Here is a 20037-nt window from a genome sequence, read left to right on the forward strand (position 1 = left end):
CTGTCCCTGCTGGCTCAGAGCCCGCCGACGAGTCGCTTGAGCTGCTGCACCGATCGAGCAGTGTCGTCGAGGACAACGGGGACCGTGGCGTCGCTGCGCTCGGACCGGGCTACGAGCAAGCCGTAGACCAGGGTGTTCTCACCGCTTTCGTGGGCCGCCCGCGCGGCCTGGCCGAGCTCCTCGATGTAGAGCAGCCTGTCGTGCCGGTCGCCGAGCCGCTTCACCAGCGGTTTGGCCGCCCGGGCGACGTGCGCGTAGCGCCGACGGAGCTTCGCGAATCGGGCGGCAGCGTGGGCGCGCTTCGCGGCCGCTTTCTTCGCTGCCGTCCTGGCCGACTTCTTGGCGGCCGACTTCTTTGTGGGTGGCTTCGTCGCCGTCGCCTCGGCCACGGGGGCGGCTGACGCCACGGCGGCAGCGGCGTAACGCAGCCGGCGGGCGGCCTTGCGCACCTCGTGCAATGCCGGCTCGGGCTCATCCGCGTCGGACACCGTGGCGGTGCGCTGCTCAAGCGCGGCGACGGCCCTGCCGAGGTCCCGCTTGATCTCGGCGGCGGCGGGACGCTCCGCCTTCGGGGTGATCGGCGGCCAGGCCGTGAAGCTCTCGAGGGCATCAAGAAGCCGGTAGTAACGCGTACTCAGGAGATACTCCCGCACCGCGGCGAGGCCCTCCGCGTAGTCCCGGCGGGCTCCACCGACGAGCCGGGTTCGCGCATCCTCGGTGGGGTATTCGGCGACGCCGGCAAGTTCGTCGACCAACCGGGCGGCGCGCACTTCGGCGTCGCGGGCTCGACCCAGCTCGACTCCGAGGTGCTTGAGCTCGAAACGCAGCTCCTTCACCGGGGCCTTGTCGAACAACCTCGCGTAGACCGCGAGGACGCTGCGCAGGCGGCGCACCGTGGTCCGCATGTGATGGATCGCGTCCGGGGCATCCGCTCGCGCCCGGGGATCGGCGTCGACGAGGGTCGCGGTCAGGTCGCGGAGCGCTCCGACAACGACGGCACCAGCGGAGTCCGGCTGCTGCAGGGCGGGGGCGGGGAGCAGCCCCGGCAGCACCTCGGCGCCGTCGAGCTCGGTCAGGGACTCCACGCCCACGGCACGAGCGATCTTGGCCGCACTCGTGGACGGGGTGGCTCCGGCGGTGAGCAACACCTGTTCGACCGAATCGAGCAGTCTGGTGCGCTTCTTGCGGGTGTCGGGAGCGCCATCCAGAAGTTCGAGCTCCCATTCGCGCCACTTGCGGTACGTTCCACCGCGCACATCGGAGGCGGAGACGAGGTCGTCGGCGATCTCGGCGAGAGCCTGACCGTCGGTGTCGGTGAGTCGCACCGTGGTGCGCACAGTGCTCACCCGGGCCAGCGGGGTGAGCGGCCGGTCGCGCACAATCGCGCGAACGGGCTCGAGTACCTCGTCGGGGATGTGTTCAGTACCGTCGGCGTCGCCGATGTCCAGTGGCCAGTGCACCTCGATGCGCCCCTCGGCAGCCGGCATCTTGAGGTGCCAGCCGGCATCGCCGCCACCCTCACGGCGCCGCAGAACAATGCGGTGGCGGGCCAGGTCATGATCGGCAGTGTCGTAGTACACGGCCGTGAGCACAAAAGGCACCTCGGCCGGGTCGGCGGTGATGCCGTCGAGCCCCTGCAGCGACGGAACGGGCCGCAACCCCTCGACGTCGTACTTGCGCTCGATCTCGGTCTGCTCTCGCCCTGTCATGTGTCCTGTCTACTCCCTCGGCTCGGTCTGGAGAACAAAGACCACGCCGTGATCGTGCAGTTCGATGCTCAGGCGGTCGAGGCTGGACACAACGAGGTCGGCGTCCAGTTCGTCGGCCGAGTGAGTGCCGACAACGCCGATGGTTGCGCAGCCGGCTGCGCGACCCGCGGCGAGTCCGGCGGGAGCGTCTTCGACGACCACGCACTGGCGGGCGTCGAGGCCGAGCCTGTCGGCGGCCTCGAGGAACGGATCGGGCGCCGGCTTTCCCTTGACCGTGTCTTCGACGGTCACCACCGTGGCCGGGGCCGTGAATCCGGCGGATGCGAGACGGGTGCGGCACAGCTCCCGAGGACAGGACGTCACGATCGCTCGGCGTTCTTCGGGGATGACGGCCATCAGCTCGGCAGCACCGGGCAGGATGGTGATGTCGTCGGTGTCGCTGAGTTCGAGCTCGTTGACCCGGGCGAACGACGTCTCAACCTGGTGAGCCGGGACCAGATCGGCGATCATCTCGCGGCCCGGACGGCCATGCTGCACGCCGGCGAAGAGCGCACCCAGACCCATTTCGTCGGCCCACTGCTGCCAGGACCGGTTCACGGCCTTGGTCGAGTCGACCAGGGTGCCGTCCATGTCGAAAAGTACACCCTGAAAAACCCGCCCGAGCACGGCGTGCGCCTCACTCTCGGCAGCAGGCTCCGGAACCGCCTGCAAAATGCTCTGGAGATCGGCCTCGATATCAGCGCCGGCCATCCTTTCGCCAATGGTGCCGGCCGAGTTTTCGGAGGTCGTCATGGTGATTCCTTTTTCCGAAGCACCTTCGTGGTCACAGTCATGCTTCTCCTTCGACCCTAACGAAGCCGGTTGGCGGGCGGTAATTGCACGAGTGCCGACAGGCTCACGCGACCGGCGGACTCTCAGGCGGTGCTCTACTCGTTCTGTCGTCGGGTTTTCGGGTCGTGGGCGCGGTGTTGGGGTGGTTTTCGCCAGGTTCCGGTGGGGTCGATCCAGTGGGGTGCTTTGACTTCGGGCATGCCCAGGACCATCCGGATTTTCCAGCCGCCGGCGTTGTCGATGCCGTGATGGTGGCGCCAGCACAGCAGCACCCCGTTCGAGACGTTGGTCGGGCCGCCGTGCTGCCACGGTGTCACATGGTGCACCTCGGTCCATTGCGGTGGGCAGGTACAGCCCGGAATGATGCAACCACCATCTCGGGCGGTGATCGCCCTACGTTGCAGCGGCGTGAAGCAGCGGACTGTGTCGCCGAGGGCGAGGACGGCGCCGGTGCCGCCGAAGAAGACCGGCCGGAAGCCGCCGTTGTCGACCATCTGGTTGATCGTCTTCATCGAGATCGGCCCCTCGACGCCGTCGATCCAGCCGACCCCGACCCCGGTGTGCAGGTCGTGCGCGTTCACGTGCACCATCACCGTCGGCGGTATCCCGCCCATGGTCGGGGTGCGGGGGTCTTGGGCGACCTGGACGAGGATGCCGCGAAGGATGTCGGCACGTTTCTGGCCGCCGTCGCGTTCGTCGAGGATCTCGCCGGGCACGAGTTCGCCGGCCTCGATGCGCTGCTGCTCGTCCGTGGACGGGAACGCGGGGGCGCTGCGGGCGGACTGGAAGGTGTTGAACAGGGTCTGCATGATGCCCTTGAGCTCCGGCGTCACCCCGCCGCGCAGCGGGTGCAACCCTTGGCTGAGTTTGCCGAACGAGAATGTGGATTTGGCTTCGAGGATCTCCGCGGTGGGCGCGGCCCCGTCCGGGTTCAACACCGCCTGCCACGTCGCCGCCATCTCCCGGATCCGGTCCGCCGGGAACGTGAACCCGGCCGAGTCGCCCAGGCGAGCGATCGGTCCCGTGCAGGCAGGCCCGGCACCGTCGGTGTCGGTGTGAGTGGCGGTGTTGGTGGCGGTGTTGGTGTCGCCGGGGCCGGGGGTGCGGCCGAATACCGACCCGGTCGCGGATTCCACCAGCTCGGCCTCACCGCCGTCCACCAGCGACTGGTCCGCGTCGAAGCGGCCGTGCACTTTGTAGTCAGCCAGGCCCTTCACGATGTTCTCGGCCGCGTCGATGCCGATCTCGCCGGCGGTCATTGCTGCGGCCACGAACGGGAACTCGGGCTCCAGGACCGTGCCGCCCAGCATCCGCGGGGAGACCTTCTCACCCAGGGCCACGCGTCGTTTCATCTCCGGCACCGACGTGCCGGTCAGCCCGATCAGCAGATCATTCTGGTGCGACGCCCCCAACCGCCAGGCCAACGACTCCGCGCCCAGCCCACTGCGGGACCGGTAACCCACCACGGTCGCGGTGGCCACCCGGGCGGCATCCACCGGCCGGCCGGTGCGCTCGACCATCTGTGTCAATGCGACCACCTCCGGGTCACTCAACGCGTTCACGTCGATGGAATCCATCACCGCCATCACCGTCCGGGCAGCATCATCCAACGCCTGGAGCTTCTGACCGAACGCACCGGTATGCGCGCGCTGCACCCCCGGCAGCTCGGCCGGATCCCGCCACTCGGGCCGCGGCTTGGAGCGGCCCCGACCAATCTGGCCGGGACGGGGCGAGCCTTTGGTGGGGCCAGCCGCAGTGTTCGTGGAAGTGTCGGTCGTGTCGGTGAAAATGGTGGCATCCAGTGCCGGGAGGGGATCCGGACCGGCCAGACCGGTGTTCCAGTCGTGCAGGTTCGACCCGGTGGGAGTCGTTCCCGTCGGTGCGGTGGAGCCATTATCCAGCTCGTCGTCCATACCCCCATTCTCTCACGAATCGCACCTATATGCGAGGAAATGTCAGAAAGTTCCGAAACGGATATCAAAAACATTTCCTAACTGCAGAGGATGGCTCGCGGGGTCTCGACAGGCTCGACCGACGGGGATGGGCGCGTTGTCGGGGACGGGTTGCGGGGTCTCGACACGCTCGACCGACGGGGATGGCGCGTTGTCGGGGACGGGGTGCGGGGTCTCGGCAAGCTCGACCGACGGGATGGGTGCGTTGTCGGGGACGGGTGCGGGGCTGGTTCGACGAGGCCAGCACGGCGTCGACGGCGGTTCAGGGCACCCCCCGAACAGGAATCCCGCGCGCGGCGGCTGCTGCGGAGTTCCACGGGACATGGTCGGACGAGATGGCTACGCTGAGTTCATGAACCTTCCTCCCGTCGCCGCCCGGAAGCCCACGCGGCGTATCCACCACAACGATGTGTTCGTCGACAATTACGAGTGGATGCGCGACAAGGACGCCCCGGAGGTCATCGCGCACCTCACTGCCGAGAACGCATACACGGATTCCCGCACCAGCCATCTTGAGCTGCTGCAGGAGCAGATCTTCGAGGAGATCAAGGACCGCACCCAGGAGACCGACCTCAGCGTTCCGGTGCGCCGTGGGCAGTGGTGGCACTACACCCGCTCGGTGGAGGGACAGGAATACGGCATCCACTGCCGCGCGCCCATCTCGGGTCCGGATGACTGGACTCCCCCGGTCATCGAACCGGCGACCGGCACAGACGCGACCGGCACCGACTCGACCGGCGCACACACGGGTGACGCCGCCCCCGGCCTGCCCGGCGAGCAGGTGCTGCTTGACGACAACGCCGAGGCCGCGGGCCACGACTTCTACTCCCTCGGCAGCTTCGACGTGAGCGACGACGGCAGCACCCTGCTCTACGCCGTCGATATCGAGGGCGACGAGCGCTACACGGTGCGGATACGCACCATCGCCACGGGCGAGAACCTGGCCGACGAAATCCCGAACACCAGCGCCGGCGCGCTCTTCGACCCGAGCGGCCGATACGTGTTCTACACGACCGTCGATGACGCCTGGCGCCCCGATACGGTTTGGCGCCACGAGGTCGGCACCTCGGTCGAGGCTGACGTGACGGTGTTCACCGAGCCCGACGAGCGTTTCTGGGTGGGCGTCGGCCGTTCGCGCAGCAACCGATACCTCATGATCGAGGCCGGCTCCAGCGTCACCAGCGAGACCTTCCTTCTTGACGCCGCCGACCCCACCGGCGAGTTCACGGTGGTCTGGCCGCGGCGCGACAACGTGGAGTACGACGTGGAGCACGCCGTCATCGACGGCGAAGACCGCCTGCTGATCGTGCACAACCACAACGCTGTGAACTTCGAGCTCGTCAGCGTGCCGGCCGCCGATCCGAAGGACCCGGGCCGGGTGGTGCTGCCGCACAGCGAGCGCATCCGCCTGGAAAGCGTCGACGCGTTCCGCGACTTCGTGGTGGTCGAATACCGCAAAGACGGCCTCACCCGGGTGGCCTACGCCACCAAACGCGGCGGCGGCCTCACCGAGATCACCTTTGACGAGGAACTCTTCTCGGTGGGCACCGGCGGCAACCCCGAATGGAACCAGCCGACCATCCGTCTGGGCTACACAAGCTTTGTGACCCCTTCGACGGTCTACGACTACGTGGTCGCCACCGGCGAGCTGCGCCTGCTCAAGCAGCAGCCGGTGCTCGGCCACTACGACCCGACCCTGTTCGAACAGCGCCGCGAATGGGCCGTTGCCGCCGACGGCACCCGGGTACCCATCTCCATCGTCTACCGTTCCGACCTCGTCGAGCCCGGCGTCCCGGCCCCCACCCTGCTCTACGGCTACGGCTCCTACGAGATCAGCATCGACCCGTCCTTCAGCATCTCCAGGCTCAGCCTGCTTGACCGCGGCATGATCTTCGCGGTCGCCCACGTGCGCGGCGGCGGCGAGCTCGGCCGGCTCTGGTACGAAAACGGCAAGACCCACCAGAAGCGCAACTCGTTCACCGACTTCGTCGCCTGCGCCGAGCACCTCATCGACTGCGGCTACACCTCGCCGGACAAGCTCGTCGCCGAGGGCCGCAGCGCCGGCGGACTACTGATGGGCGCCGTGGCGAACATGGCGCCGTCCCTGTTCTCCGGCATCCTCGCCGGGGTGCCGTTCGTCGATCCGCTCACCTCGATCCTCGACCCGAGCCTGCCGCTCACCGTGATCGAGTGGGACGAGTGGGGCGACCCGCTGCACGACGCCGAGGTGTACGCCTACATGAAGACCTACTCACCGCTGGAGAACGTGCACCAGACGCACTACCCGCGGATCCTCGCCGTCACCAGCCTCAACGACACCCGGGTGCTCTACGTGGAGCCGGCCAAGTGGGTGGCGAGACTCCGCGAGGTGGGGGCGGATGCACTGCTGAAGACCGAGATGTCCGCCGGCCACGGCGGCGTCTCGGGTCGCTACGCCGGCTGGCGCGAGCGGGCCTTCGACTACGCCTGGCTGATTGACGCGGCCGGGGCGCATCCGTCTGGTGAGGGCGAATTCGCCTCCCTCAGCGGCGCAGACGGCGGTACTGCATAGCCTGCCGATGGCCGAATGGGGGGAACCTGGTCGGCGACGGTGTGTGACCCAGTAAAGTGAGCAGGTCGCGGCAGTGTGTCCGCAAGCTACTTGGTCTCGGAGGGGGGACTCGACAGTGACGTCTGTGTCGGCCATCCCGCGTCCTCGACCGCGGCTGTCGCGTGCCGATTACGTCGTGTTCGGTGGCATCGGCGTGGTGCTGCTCGTCAACCTCATCGACCTGGTTTTCCACGGCGTCGGATCCAACCCGCTCGTTGACGGCTGGTTGGCCGTGCTCAGCAACTGGGCAGCCGTGGTTCTGGTCTGGCTGGCCGTCAACCGGGTACGCCTCACCCGGCCCGACATCCTCCTCGCCGCGGCAGCGGTGACCGCACTGGCCGTGGGTGACACCGCGTACAGGCTGCTGCCCGACGATGCCGGCGCCGAACTCATACCCTCGCTCGCGGACACCTGCTATCTGATGTTCTACGTCTTCATGGTGGGCGTGCTCGCCGTGATCGCCCACCGTGGGTTGCGCGCTCAGGCCTGGCCGGTGCTCCTTGACAGCGCCGTCGGCGCGTTGGGCGCCGCCTCGGTGCTCGCCGTGCTGCTCTCCCCCGCCCTGGAAACCGGCGGCCCGTTTTCGGTGACCGTCTTCCTCAGCATGGCGTTCCCGGTGCTGGACCTGCTGCTCATCGCGGCCCTCGCCGGCGTCGCTGCGATCCCGGGCCGGGTGTTAGGTCGCTCCGGGCTACTGTTGACCGCCGGTCTGCTGCTCTTCGCGGGGGCCGACACCGTCTACGCCGGGCAGGCGCAGGTCGAGTCGGTGCTCATCGGATCGGCCCTTACCGGCGCATGGGCGATCGGCTTCGCTCTCATCACAGCGTGGGTGCTCGCCTCGGTGCGCCGCCGCACCCTGCCGGAGCACTCGTCGATCACCGCCGTCGCCGACGGCACCGTCTACGCCGCCACCTCGGTGGCGGCCCCGATGTCGGCCACGGCCGCCGCCCTGACCGTGCTGCTGCTGGCCAGCCAGACCCACGTCTCGGTACTGGCCGTCGGCCTCGCCGGCGGCACTCTGGCACTGGCCGCGATCCCGCTCGCCTTCAGGCAGCGCCAGCTGCACTCGCTCTCACGTACCGACGACCTGACCGGCCTGCCCAACCGCCGCGCCCTGGCGGTGGATGTCGCCGCCCGGCTGCATGACGTCGACGCCCGGCCGAGCGCCCTGCTGGTGCTGGACCTGGACAGGTTCAAGGAAGTGAACGACAGCCTCGGCCACGAAGCGGGCGACCAGCTGCTCGGCCAGATCGGCGCCCGGCTCTCCGCCGCCCTCCAGGCCGGTGATCTGCTCGCCAGGCTCGGCGGCGACGAATTCGCTGTTCACCTGCACCACGCCGACCGCAAACGCGCCACGGCCATGGCTCGCCGGTTACGCCTGGTGACCGCACGGCCCATCGTCATCGGCGGCCTCAGCCTCGAGGTCGGGCTGAGCATCGGCATCGCTCTGGCACCTGAGCACGGTTCAGACCTGAGCGGGCTGATGCGCAAGGCCGACATGGCCATGTACACGGCGAAGTCCAGCCGGGTAGGCCAGCACGTCTACTCCCCCGGCGACGACAGCAACGACGAGGCCCGCCTGCGCACCCTGCACGAACTGCGCATCGCGCTGGCCGAGAACCAGCTCGTGCTGCATTACCAACCCAAGGTGCACCTGGCCACCGACACCGTGCCGGGCGTCGAGGCACTGGTGCGCTGGAACCACCCCACGCGAGGACTGTTGTACCCCGCCGCGTTCCTGGATGTGGCCGAAAACGGTGGCCTGATGCGCACCCTCACCCGGGTGGTCCTCGAACTCGCCCTCGACCAGGCCGTGCTCTGGCAGGCCCAGGGGCGCACGGTGACAGTGGCCGTGAACCTGTCGTCGCGGTCGCTGGCCGACTACCAGCTCGCCGGGGTGGTCACCTCGATGCTCACCGACCGGGGGCTGCCCGGCTCCGCCCTCATGCTCGAGGTCACCGAGGAATTCCTGCTGGTGGACCGCGACCGCGCCCGCAACATCCTGCTGCGCCTGCGGAACGCCGGCGTACTGATCGCCGTCGACGACTTTGGCACCGGCTACAGCTCGCTCGCCTACCTGCGGGACTTGCCGATCGACGAGCTCAAGCTCGACCAGTCCTTCGTCATCCCGATGCTCGACGACGACAGGGCGTCGGCGTTGGTCGCGTCCTCGATCCACCTCGGCCACAGCCTGGGCATGCGCATCGTGGCCGAGGGCGTGGAGACCGCGGAGGTGCTCCACCAACTGGAACGCTTCGGCTGTGACGTGGCCCAGGGCTATCAGCTGTCCCGCCCGATTCCCGCGGCGGAGCTGGAACGCTGGCTCGACGCTCGCACGGCGCTGCCTGCCGGGATGCGGGCCATCCGGTAGCCGTCCGCTGCGGGTGTGCCCGGCGCGCGAGTGGGAATAGAGTGACCCCGAGCGAAGGAGCACACCATGCAGATCGACAGGGTCGAACTTGAACCGCGCACCCTGCTGGGGGTACACGAGAACGTGAAAATGGCTGACCTCACCGAGTACTTCGGGCGGGCCTTCGAGGTGTCCGCCGCAGCCATGGCCGCCCAGGGGCTGACGCCCGCCGGGCCGCCGCTGGCGCTGTATCACGGCATGCCCACCGACACCGTCGACGTCACGGCGGGCTTCCCCATCGCCGGGCCCGCCCACGGCACGGCCGATGTCGTCGTGACCGAGCTGCCGGCCGGATCAGCCATCGCGAGCGTCTACACGGGGCCGTACGACGGGATGACCCGCACCTACGACGAGATCGCCGCCTGGTTGCGGGAGCAGCACCTCACCCCCGGCATGGACATGTGGGAGGAATACCTCAGCGATCCCGAGACGAATCCCGACCCCGCGACCTGGCAGACCCGGATCGTTTTCCCGCTGACCTGAGCGGACGCCCCGGCCCGGCTGTCGGCGGGTGCGTGAGACCATTGAGCCATGCCGCCCACCCCGCCGTCGCCTGGCGCCGCCGACTGGAAGTCGGCCGTTGAGGCCCTGACCGGCCCGGCCGCGGCGGAGCCGACCCTGCCGCCCGTCGCCGAGCCCGGCGACGGCGCCCGCACGGCCATGGGCCTGCTCTTCGAGTTGCGCGAGCAGACCCCGCGCAGCAACGACCGCTGGCGCGGGGCCACCGCCGTGCGTGCCTCGGCCGGCCGGGCCAGGACCGGCGCCATCCGGCTCGGCGTGCGTCCGGTCCTCCGCAGCGACTCCGGCAAGTGGGTGAAGTCCACGATCACCTGGAGCAACGTGGGCTACCAGCTCAATCGGCAGAACCTCAACGTGGCGCAGCACCGCTGGTTCTGCCAGTTCGTGCCGCTGCACAGGGTCGACCGGCCGGTCTACAACGGCCAGGACACCGAGTGGCTCTACCTCGACGAGTTCGAGAGCCCCCTGCTCTGGCACCTGCTCGCCGAGGCCCAGCGGCTGGGCATCGGCCTCACCGGCAGCCACAAGGACGCCGCCGTGACGGTGGCCGCCACGGCGAGTGTGCTGCTCGATGCGGTGCAGACTACTGAGGCCCTGACCCTCTCCCCCGTGCTCAGCATCGACGGGCACCGGCATCCGGTCGGCGACGCCGGCGCACTCGGCGACCACGGCGTCTACGCGTACAGGCTCGGCGCCGACCCCGCCATCGTGCTGGCCCCGAGCCTCGAGCCGCTCAGCGCCGAACAGCGCCGGCTCCTCGGCGGCACCGGCGACCGGGCCGCGGTGCAGCCCGGCCTGGTGGTGCCGGCCGGCGAGGTCGACGAGTTCTTGCGCGAGTATTACCCCACCCTGCGCCGCAGCCTGCCGATCGTCAGCACGGATGCCTCCATCGAGTTCCCGCCGCCGCCCCCGCCGGTGCTCGTGCACACCGTGAGCTTCGAGCCGAAGCAGGCGGTGCGGCTGGATTGGCAGTGGCAGGGCGACCGCGACGAGCAGGCCGAGACCGAGGTGCTGGACCGGGTGACGACCGCCGTGCCCGACCTGTCGGCGCCGGCCGATCCTGACGCACCAACCGTGACCCTCAAGGGCCTCCCCGCCGCTGAGTACACCGACCGAACCCTGCCCAGGCTCGAGACGATCGCGGGGGTGCGGGTGCAGCTGGTGGGCGACAAGCCGGACTACCGCGAGCTCACCGGAGCCCCGCAGCTGATCGTGACGACGGTGGAGACCGAGAAGCGCGACTGGTTCGACCTCGGCGTGATCGTGCGGATCGACGGCCGCAGCATCCCGTTCAACCCGATCTTCACGGCGCTCGCGAAGGGGCGCAAAAAACTGCTCCTGGTGGACAACAGTTACCTCTCGCTCACCCAGCCGGTGTTCGACAGGCTGCGGGAGCTCATCGAGGAGGCCAGGGCGCTGTCGGAATGGGAAACCGGGCTGCGCATCAATCGGCACCAGGCCAGCCTGTGGTCGGACTTCGAGGACCTCGCGGACGAGACCGAGCAGGCCGTGTCATGGCGGGCCGCTGTGGGCGGGCTGCTTGCCCTCGACCGCGGTGCCGCGGATGCCGCGGCCCTGCCCAGGGCCACGCCGCTGCCGGCCGGGCTGACCGCCACCTTGCGCCCGTACCAGCTGGCCGGATTCGAGTGGCTGGTCTTCCTCTGGGAGCACGGCCTGGGCGGCATCCTTGCCGACGACATGGGGCTGGGCAAGACTCTGCAGGTGCTGGCGCTGCTCAGCCACGCCGTGCAGACCCCGGCCGACGAGCCTGCGGAGACTGCGGAGCCCCGCCGGCCGTTCCTGGTCGTGGCGCCCACCTCCGTGGTCTCCAACTGGCTCGCCGAAGCGGCCCGGTTCACGCCGGGCCTCCGCGTGCGCTCGGTGACCAGCACCCAGGCCACCAGCGGCCGCAGCCTGGCCGACCAGGCCGAGGGCGTCGACGTTCTCGTCACCTCCTACGCGCTGCTCCGCCTCGACTTCGACGCCTACCAGGCGCACGGTTGGTCGGGGCTGATCCTCGACGAGGCCCAGTTCGTGAAGAACCGCACCTCTCAGCTGCACCGCGCGGCCCGCGACCTGAACGTGCCCTTCAAGCTGGCCGTCACCGGCACACCCCTGGAGAACAACCTGCTCGAACTCTGGGCGCAGTTCGCCATCGTGGCGCCGGGCCTGTTCCCCTCGGCCCGCCGCTTCACCGAGGAGTACCTGCGCCCGGCCGAACGCAAGGTGCGCTCCCAGCGCGAGCTGATCGACCGGCTGCGGCGGCGCATCCGCCCACTGATGCTGCGGCGCACCAAGGATGTCGTGGCCAGGGACCTGCCGGCCAAGCAGGAACAGGTGCTGCGCATCGACCTCGACCCCGAACACCGCGAGATCTACGACACCTTCCTGCAGCGCGAGCGGCAGAAGCTGCTGGGACTGATGGACGACCTCGAGGCCAACCGGTTCATCGTGTTCCGCTCGATCACCCTGCTGCGGATGCTGAGCCTGGATGCCTCGCTGGTCGACGACCAGTACGCCGGAGTGCCCTCGAGCAAGCTCGACGCGCTGTTCGAGCAGCTCGACGAGGTGATCGCCGAGGGGCACCGGGCCCTGATCTTCAGCCAGTTCACCTCTTACCTCGCCCTGGCGGCCGCCCGTCTGGACGCCCGCGGGGTGCGGTACAGCTACCTCGACGGCTCGACCGCCGACCGGCCCGGCGTCATCGACCAGTTCAAGGCCGGGGACGCACCGGTGTTCCTGATCAGCCTCAAGGCCGGCGGCTTCGGTCTGAACCTCACCGAGGCCGACTACGTGTTCCTGCTCGACCCCTGGTGGAACCCGGCCAGCGAGAACCAGGCCATCGACCGCACCCACCGCATCGGCCAGACCCGCAACGTGATGGTCTACCGGCTGGTGGCCGCCGACACCATCGAGGAGAAGGTGATGGCGCTCAAGGAGTCCAAGGCCAAGCTGGTCGAGGCGGTCCTCGACGACGACGCGGTCTTCGCACAGTCCCTCACCCCCGAAGACATCCGGGGCTTACTCGAATAGGGTCCTCGGGGTTACTTGACGAGGGCGAAGCCGCCGGTCCAGCCGATGGAGGAGCCGGCCGCGAGGGTCAGCTGCAGGAAGCCGAGGGCTTCGAGCTCACGGGCGCGCTTGAGGGCGCCGGCGTCGAGGGCGAGTACACCACCGGCGATCAGCAGGGCGATCAGGGCGTCCTTGGCGGATGCGTCGTCGCCGGCGACGAGCACCGTGGTGGGGGCGACGCCGTTGACACCATTGGTGGCCAGGGTGGCGGCGAAGGTGGTGTTGAAGGCCTTGAGCACCCGGGCGCCGGGAACGGTCTCGGCGATCACCTGCGCGGCCGAGCCATCCGCCGGCACGACGAGCGAGTCGAAGGTGGCGAAGTCCAGCGGGTTGCTGATGTCGACCAGGATCTTGCCGTCCAGCTGGCCGGCGTACTGTGCCAGCACCCCGGCGACCGCCGGGTACGGCAGGGCCAGAACGACGATTTCACCGGTGAGGGCATCACCGGCGACTCCCGACGTGACGGATTCGCCGGCCAGAGCCGCCGCCGCCGCGGTCTTCTCGGCGTCCTGTGCCAGCAGCTGAACCGAAGCGCCGCCCTTCGCCGCGATCGTCGCGATGGCGGTTCCCATGTTGCCGGCTCCGATGATGCTGATGCTCGTCATGACATACTCCCTCTCGCCTTGCGGCGGATAATTAGTTGTTGATACAAGTAACGTACCGGCTTTTAGTTGTCGCGTCAACCAAAGCGGGACCTGCTTGATAAGCTATCCCCATGGACACGAACGAAACGCCCGCCGTGCAGGGACTCAACCAGGCCCAGCTGCACGCCTGGCTGCGCTTCGTTGCGGTGGTGGAGCTGGTGCCCGGGCTGCTCGACTCCCAGTTGCAGCGCGACTCCGACCTGAGCCACTTCGAGTACTACGTGCTCGCGATGCTCTCCGAAGCGCCCGACCACACCCTGCGAATGACCGGGCTGTCCTCGATGACCAATTCCAGCCTGCCCCGGCTCTCGCACGTGGTGCGCCGGCTCGAAGACCGTGGCCTGGTCAAGCGCACACCGTGTCCGAGCGACCGGCGCGCGACGAACGCCAGTCTCACCGAGGAGGGCTGGACCGTCGTGCAGGCCGCGGCGCCCGGGCACGTGCGCACCGTGCGGGAGAACGTGATCGACCCACTCACCGACGAGCAGGTGGCGCAGCTGGACGCGATCTCGAACCAGCTGCTGATGAAGCTCGACCCCACCAACCGTCTCAACCCCGGGGCCCCGAAAGGAGTCTGAGCCATGCGGATCACCCGACTCGAACCCGGCGAGGTCTTCGTCTTCGGGTCCAACGCGACCGGGCTGCACGCGGCCGGTGCCGCCGCCCTGGCGCACGAGAGGTTCGGCGCGGTTTGGGGCCAGGGCCACGGGCTGCACGGTCAGTCGTATGCGATCGACAGCATGAGCGGGTTGGCGGTACTGCAGCACGAGGTGACCGGGTTCGTTCGGTTCGCGGCCGAGCATCCGGAGCTCAGGTTTCTGGTGACCGAGATCGGCTGCGGCATCGCCGGCTACACGCCCACCGAGGTCGCCCCGTTTTTCGCGGAGGTCGGCGCCAATGTCGTGCTGCCGGAGCGGTTCGCGGCTGAGCTCGAGCGTTAGACGGCGGGCCCCTCGACGAGGTCGATGAAGGCACTCAGCTGCGCGAGAGTGCCCGCGTTGTGGGGCAGGGCATCCGTGAGCGCGGGCGAATAGAGCAGGTACGCCGCCCACTGCGCGCGGGAGATGGCCACGTTGAGCCGGTTGGCAAGGAGCAAAAACTCGAGCCCGCGCGGCACCTCCTCGGCGCTGGATGCGGCGAGCGACACGATGGCCACGGCCGCCTCCCGGCCCTGGAACTTGTCGACGGTGCCCACGCTGACCTCGTGCCAGCCGTCCCTGGCCAGCCGCTGCCGGATCACCTCGACCTGCGCGTTGTACGGGGCGACGACGATGAGGTCGTGCTGGCCGAGCGGGGTGCTCTCACCGTTCACGGTCCAGGGGCGGCCCAGCAGCGAGCCGATCAGCTCGGCCACGGCGTCGGCCTCTTCGGATGACGAGGTGGAATTGAGGGTGTGCGGCACGGGCAGCGGATGCAGGCCGGGCTCGACGCCGTCGAGGTGCCGGGCGGCGGCCCGGGACTCGAGTTTGCCCTCGTAGGAGAGCCTGGAGACGGGCGCACACACCGCGGGGTGCATGCGCCAGCTCTTAGCCAGGAAGTAGCCGAACTCGGCCGGCAGCACATCGTGCCCGTGGGTGAGCCAGCCGAGCGCGGATACGTCGACGGGCTCCGGATGCGAACCCTGGCTCACTTGCGGCAGCTGCTGAGGGTCGCCGAGCAGCAGCAGGCGCCGCGCAGACACCGCGGAGGCGATGGTGCTGGCCAGCGAGAACTGGCCGGCCTCGTCGATCACGAGCAGGTCGAGCGAGCCCGGTTCGATGCGGGTGGCGTTGCTGAAGTCCCAGGCGGTGCCGCCGAGCACGAAGCCGCCGGCCTGACCGGTGAACTCGGCGAAGCCGGTGGGTGCGAGCGCGGTCCAGCCGTTCTCCCGCGGTTCCTCCCCCGCCTTGGCCTTCTTTCCCACGTGCCCGGATGCGAGCCCGGCCTTGAGCACGGCGCTGAGCATGTTCTCCACTGTCGCGTGCGACTGGGCGACCACGCCGATCTTCCAGCCGTGATCGCGTACGAGCTCGGCGATCACCCGAGAGCCTGTGTAGGTCTTGCCAGTGCCGGGCGGGCCCTGCACCGCCAGGTAGGACCTGTCGATGCTGAGCAGGCTGTCGCGGATGGCGGTGGTGATGTCGCCGTTCACCGGTGGAAGCGATTCGTTGGTCGAGCTTGTCGACGCCGTGCTGAGCCTGTCGAAGTAGACCGAGCGCCGCGGCGGCACCCTCCGCAGAACGTCCAGGGCCGCATCCGGCAGCATGGCCGGCAGGGCGTCGAGCACCCGCTGCCCCCACTCGGCGATCGCCGGCACCTGCGTGCCGGGCGGTGGCGGCGTGGCCGGGGACAGCGCCATCGGCAGCTGGTCGTAGGCGTCGACGCCGCGGCCGAGCTTCTCGGTGACGTAGAGCACCTCTTCACCGGTGGCCTCATCGACCAGGCCGGTGATCTCGGTGCGCTCGTGCGCCAGCCGGGAGCCGGGCTCGCCGGTCTGCGCGAGCGGCGGGTAGGGCGCGTCATAGAGCAGGAACGGTTTCTGGCCGAGCTTGAGCGAACTGCCCGGCGCCGGCTCGCCCTCGATGCGCAGCAGCCTGGACAGGTTGCGGTCCCGGCCCACCAGCGCCCAGTCACGCTCGACCGTGACCTGCGCCACGATCAACACGTCCCGGGTCGCCGACCACTCGTCGACGGGGTTGCGCAGCCTGTCGAAGTGCTCCTGCCAGAACTTCTTGCCCTCCCGGCGGTGGTAGTCGATGGCGGCGGAGGCCAGGGCGATCGCGGTCTGGTCGGCCGTGCGGTCGCCGGGCGGAGCATCCGCCACCTCGGCCGCCAGCGCCAGGTAGACCGGGCTGGGCTCCCGCACCGGGATGGCCAGCTCCAGGTCGCGGGCGGCGGCGCGAGGGATGCCGGCCTCGTCGGCGCGGGCGAGCAGCCAGTCGCGCAGGCGCAGCGTGGAGAGGCAGTCGTATTCGTTGTAGTCGGCGATGGCGTCGAGCTTGGTCTGGGCGGCATCCGTCTGTCCGGCCCGGAACAGGTCGCGGGAGTCGGCGTATTCGGTGATCGAGTCGGCGGCGTTGTCGACGCCCTCGCGGTGGTCGTCACCCATGTAGAGCGGTTCGAGCTTCTTGATCGAATAGCTGCGGGAGCCCACCCGCAGGCTCTTCTTGACCACGGGGTAGAGGTCCACGAGCACATTGCTCTGGAGCAGATCGTCGACGGCGTCTTCGCCGACCCCGTGCCGGGCGGCCAGGGCGAGCAGGTGGGTACGTTCGTAGGCGGCGTAGTGGTAGATGTGCAGGGCCGGGTGCTGGACGCGGCGCTCGGTCACGTAGGCCAGGAAGTCCATCAGCGCCTGGCGTTCCTCGGCATAGTCGTGCGCCCAGAACGCACGGAAGGTGCCGTCGGTCTCGATCAGGCCGAAGAGGTAGTCCAGGCCCCAATCCGGGCTGTCGGTGCCCGCGGCGGTCTCGCTGTAGAGCGGGTCACCCTCGAAGTCGAAAAAGATGTCACCGGGGTCGGGCTCCGGCAGGGCGCCGAGCGCCACCGGGTTGTAGACCTCGACCGCGGGGGCGTCGGCGTGGCCTGGCTGCCCGGTGGCGAGCTGGCGGGACTGCAGCTGCAGCCGGGCCTGGGCGCGCAGAGCCACCACGGTGGCGTCGACCAGTCCGTCGACCGGCCCGGTGCTCGCCGCCAGGGCCTCGATCGTGGTCAGGCCGGCCTCCAGCAGGTGCCGGCGCTGGGTGAGCCGCATGCCGGCTACGAGCAGCACGTCCCGGTGCGCCTCCACCTCCACGGAGCAGGCCGCGCAGCGCCCGCAGGCCGTGTAGCGCGGGTCACCCCACGGGGTGGGCTCCGGGTCGGCGATTCGTTCGTCGATGAGGCGTTCGAGCCGCGCACGGCGCTTGCGGTACACCGGCAGGATGTCGCGCAGCCGGTGCGAGCTCGTGCGTCCGTCGCCGAGCAGCAGGTGCACCTGCTCGCCGGTGCGGATGCCGAGCCTGTCCAGCTGGTCGCTGTACGCGGCCACCTGCAGCAGCGCGGTGATCTTCGCGGAGCGCGCCAGCTTGGTGTCGTAGACCTCGTAGGCGCCGTCGTCTGTGCGCATGATGAAGTCGGCGAACCCGACGAAGCGGCCGTCGAAGAAGGTGGCCTGAAAGAGCACATCGGACCCGGCCCGGAACGCGTCGGCCGTGACGGCGGCCGCCTCCGGCAGTTCCCTCATCGACGGGCGGGCGAACTCGACCACATCGCGGCTTTGCCGCAGCCGTTCCAGGTAGCGCAGCTCGTGTGCGTCGCCGAGCGCGCCGGCACGGCGCAGCATGGCGTCACCCTCGTCGGGCACGGTGTCGATGCGGCCGAGTTTGCCGTCGAGCTTGCGCATCAGCGCCCACTCGCAGCCCGCGGCGGCGCCGAGGTCGCTCGCACTGAAGATGACTGTTTTGTCGAGCGTCGAATCGAGCAAGAACACTGGTGCGCCTCCACCTGCTGGGATCTGGTCAGGTTACCGGAGGCCACCGACACCGGCCCGCACCCCGCAGCGCGCCCGCCGGTCTACGCTTATCTGGTGACCACAGTTCTCGTGCACGAACCGGATGCCTCCCGCTACGCTCTCTACATCGACGGCGAGCTCGCCGCCCTGGCCGACTACCTCGTGCGGGGCGACACCGTGTCGTTCAACCACACATTCACCGATCCTCGCCGCCGCGGGCAGGGCCTGGCCGGGCAAGTTGTGTCCTTCGCGATGGACGACGTGGAGGCGACGAGCACCCGGGCTGTGTCCCCAGACTGCTGGTACGTGGGCAAGTGGTTCGCGAAGCATCCGGAGCGGGCGAACCTGCTGCGGGTGCGCGGCTAACGGACCTGTTCGCCGCCGTCGCCACGCTGCCGCGCTCGAGGCGCATCCGCGCGCCTCGCGGCACCCCTTATGCGTCGCGGCACACCCTGTGCCTCGCGGCACACGAAACAACCTGTGCCGCCGGGACTAACCTGTGCCGCCGGGACCTAACCGTGCCGCGCGACCCGGCCAGCGCCGCCGAAACCGGCGCGGCCGGCGCGTAGTCGAGCGGATCAGGCCCCGGCGAAGCGGGCGCTGGACAGCCGGGCGAGGGTGGCCTCGTCGACGATGGGAATGCCGTAGTCGCGGGCCTTGCGGGCCTTGCCGGAGAGTGAATCGGCGTCGGCCGCCACGAGCAGCTTGACCTTCTTGGTCACCGCCCGCCACGGCACCAGGCCGAGCTCGCGCAGCTCCCGCTCCAGTTCGCTGCGAGTGCGGCTCATCTCGCCCGTCAGCACGACCAGATCGCCGGCCACCAGCACGAAGTCGGCGCCGGCCGGCGCCGCGACGGCCGGAGCCGGGGTCTGCTGTCGGGTCTCGTCGAGCGCCGCGGCGATGGTCGCGGTGGGAATCGCGAGGAGCATTCCCACGCTCACCAGGTCGGCGAGCTCGGCGCCGGTGAGGATGCCGTCCGACCAGGCGAGCGCGGTCAGCGCGGCGAAGTACTGCCGGTGCAGCGCCTCGCAGGTGGCCCGGTTCAGGCCGAGCTCGCCGGCCAGCCGCACCAGCGACTGGGCCTCGTGCACCGACAACGCCCGGTCGAGCAGGCACCGATCGAGCAGGGCCAGATAGTCGACGTATTCGGCCGGGCCGGCCACATCCGGCAACCGGGTGGTGATGCGCTCGAGGAAGGAGTCCGCGGTCATCGGGTGCGACGAGACAGTGCGGGCGCACCACGCCGTGGACGATACCGCGCCGGCCGGCCAGGCCGCGGCGGCGGCGGCGGCGGCGAGGTGCGCGAACCAGAACTCCGGCGCATCCGCCGCCTCGATGTACGCGGCGAGCAGCCGGGCGGTGGCGAGAGCGTCGACGGAGGCCCGGTGGGCGCCGTCCAGATCGATGTCGAGGGCCGCGCAGCAATCGGCGAGGGAGCGCCCCGCGCCGGGCAGGAAGTCCCGGGCCAACTGCATGGTGCACAGGCTGACGATCTCGGCGGGCGCGCCATGGCCGGCGCGGCTCAGCTCGGCCAGCAGAAACCGGATGTCGAAGCTCGCGTTGTGCGCCACGAGCACGCGGCCGCGCAGCAGCTCGATGAGCCGCGGGGCGATCTCGGCGAAGGAGGGGGCGTCGAGCACGTCGGCCGCGCGGATGCCGTGGATGTCCTGCCGGCCGAGGTCCCGGCCCGGATTGACCAGCGTCTCCCAGCGGCCCTCGATGCGGCCCCGGTCGCTGACGTGCACCACGGCGAGCTCGATGACCCTGTCGTGGTGAGCGGGAAAGAGGCCGGTGGTTTCGAAATCGATCACGGCGAAACCAGGACCGGCCATGGGGCTC

At 69.6% G+C, this 20037-nt stretch carries 13 protein-coding genes; 7 read left to right on the forward strand and 6 right to left on the reverse strand.

All coding sequences use genetic code 11. The features are described from left to right. Positions 1-14 precede the first annotated feature (14 nt). The 3 genes from E3T22_RS02905 to E3T22_RS02915 form a co-directional block, all read right to left on the reverse strand. Positions 15-1709 (reverse strand): CYTH and CHAD domain-containing protein, encoded by a 1695-nt coding sequence (locus E3T22_RS02905; RefSeq protein WP_088456808.1) that lies wholly within the window; start codon positions 1707-1709, stop codon positions 15-17. A 9-nt stretch (positions 1710-1718) separates the two neighbouring features. Beyond that, positions 1719-2501 (reverse strand): HAD-IA family hydrolase, encoded by a 783-nt coding sequence (locus E3T22_RS02910; RefSeq protein WP_198415084.1) that lies wholly within the window; start codon positions 2499-2501, stop codon positions 1719-1721. Between the two features lie 134 nt (positions 2502-2635). Continuing rightward, positions 2636-4453: an HNH endonuclease signature motif containing protein gene (locus E3T22_RS02915; protein WP_134485947.1), complete on the reverse strand. Its 1818-nt coding sequence runs from the start codon at positions 4451-4453 to the stop codon at positions 2636-2638. A gap of 391 nt (positions 4454-4844) precedes the next feature. Here E3T22_RS02915 and E3T22_RS02920 point away from each other — a divergent pair, with 391 nt between their 5' ends. From E3T22_RS02920 to E3T22_RS02935, 4 genes are all read left to right on the forward strand, one after another. Then, on the forward strand, positions 4845-7043 hold the full coding sequence (locus E3T22_RS02920; RefSeq protein WP_134480241.1) for a S9 family peptidase: 2199 nt from the start codon (positions 4845-4847) through the stop codon (positions 7041-7043). A gap of 115 nt (positions 7044-7158) precedes the next feature. Further along, complete coding sequence (locus tag E3T22_RS02925) at positions 7159-9453, forward strand: bifunctional diguanylate cyclase/phosphodiesterase (RefSeq protein ID WP_134485946.1); 2295 nt, start codon at positions 7159-7161, stop codon at positions 9451-9453. A 66-nt stretch (positions 9454-9519) separates the two neighbouring features. After that, positions 9520-9975 carry a GyrI-like domain-containing protein gene (locus tag E3T22_RS02930; protein WP_134407969.1) on the forward strand — a complete coding sequence of 152 codons (456 nt, stop codon included), beginning with the start codon at positions 9520-9522 and terminating at the stop codon, positions 9973-9975. 48 nt (positions 9976-10023) lie between these two features. Continuing rightward, a complete protein-coding gene (locus E3T22_RS02935) occupies positions 10024-13044 on the forward strand; it encodes an SNF2-related protein (protein ID WP_134480245.1) in 3021 nt (1006 codons plus the stop codon). An 11-nt stretch (positions 13045-13055) separates the two neighbouring features. Here the strand turns inward: E3T22_RS02935 and E3T22_RS02940 are convergent, their stop codons facing one another. After that, positions 13056-13688, reverse strand: a complete 633-nt coding sequence (locus E3T22_RS02940; RefSeq protein WP_088456813.1) for an NADPH-dependent F420 reductase — start codon at positions 13686-13688, stop codon at positions 13056-13058. Positions 13689-13798: 110 nt separating this feature from the next. On the opposite strand from E3T22_RS02940, the gene E3T22_RS02945 reads away from it, so the two are divergent. Continuing rightward, a complete protein-coding gene (locus E3T22_RS02945; RefSeq protein ID WP_088456814.1) occupies positions 13799-14305 on the forward strand; it encodes a MarR family winged helix-turn-helix transcriptional regulator in 507 nt (168 codons plus the stop codon). Positions 14306-14308: 3 nt separating this feature from the next. Next, complete coding sequence (locus E3T22_RS02950) at positions 14309-14668, forward strand: hypothetical protein (RefSeq protein ID WP_134480247.1); 360 nt, start codon at positions 14309-14311, stop codon at positions 14666-14668. Here the strand turns inward: E3T22_RS02950 and E3T22_RS02955 are convergent. Further along, positions 14665-18177 (reverse strand): bifunctional RecB family nuclease/DEAD/DEAH box helicase, encoded by a 3513-nt coding sequence (locus E3T22_RS02955; RefSeq protein WP_241983575.1) that lies wholly within the window; start codon positions 18175-18177, stop codon positions 14665-14667. The two genes, E3T22_RS02950 and E3T22_RS02955, sit on opposite strands and share 4 nt — an antisense overlap. A 96-nt stretch (positions 18178-18273) precedes the next feature. Here E3T22_RS02955 and E3T22_RS02960 point away from each other — a divergent pair, with 96 nt between their 5' ends. Beyond that, a complete protein-coding gene (locus E3T22_RS02960; protein ID WP_088456816.1) occupies positions 18274-18564 on the forward strand; it encodes a GNAT family N-acetyltransferase in 291 nt (96 codons plus the stop codon). 212 nt (positions 18565-18776) lie between these two features. On the opposite strand, the gene E3T22_RS02965 is transcribed toward E3T22_RS02960, so the two are convergent. After that, positions 18777-20030, reverse strand: coding sequence for an exonuclease domain-containing protein (locus E3T22_RS02965; RefSeq protein ID WP_134480249.1), 1254 nt, complete (start codon positions 20028-20030; stop codon positions 18777-18779). Between the last annotated feature and the right edge of the window lie 7 nt (positions 20031-20037).

Origin of the sequence: Cryobacterium sp. TMB3-10, from assembly GCF_004402305.1 — a bacterium.
Lineage (GTDB): Bacteria > Actinomycetota > Actinomycetes > Actinomycetales > Microbacteriaceae > Cryobacterium > Cryobacterium zongtaii.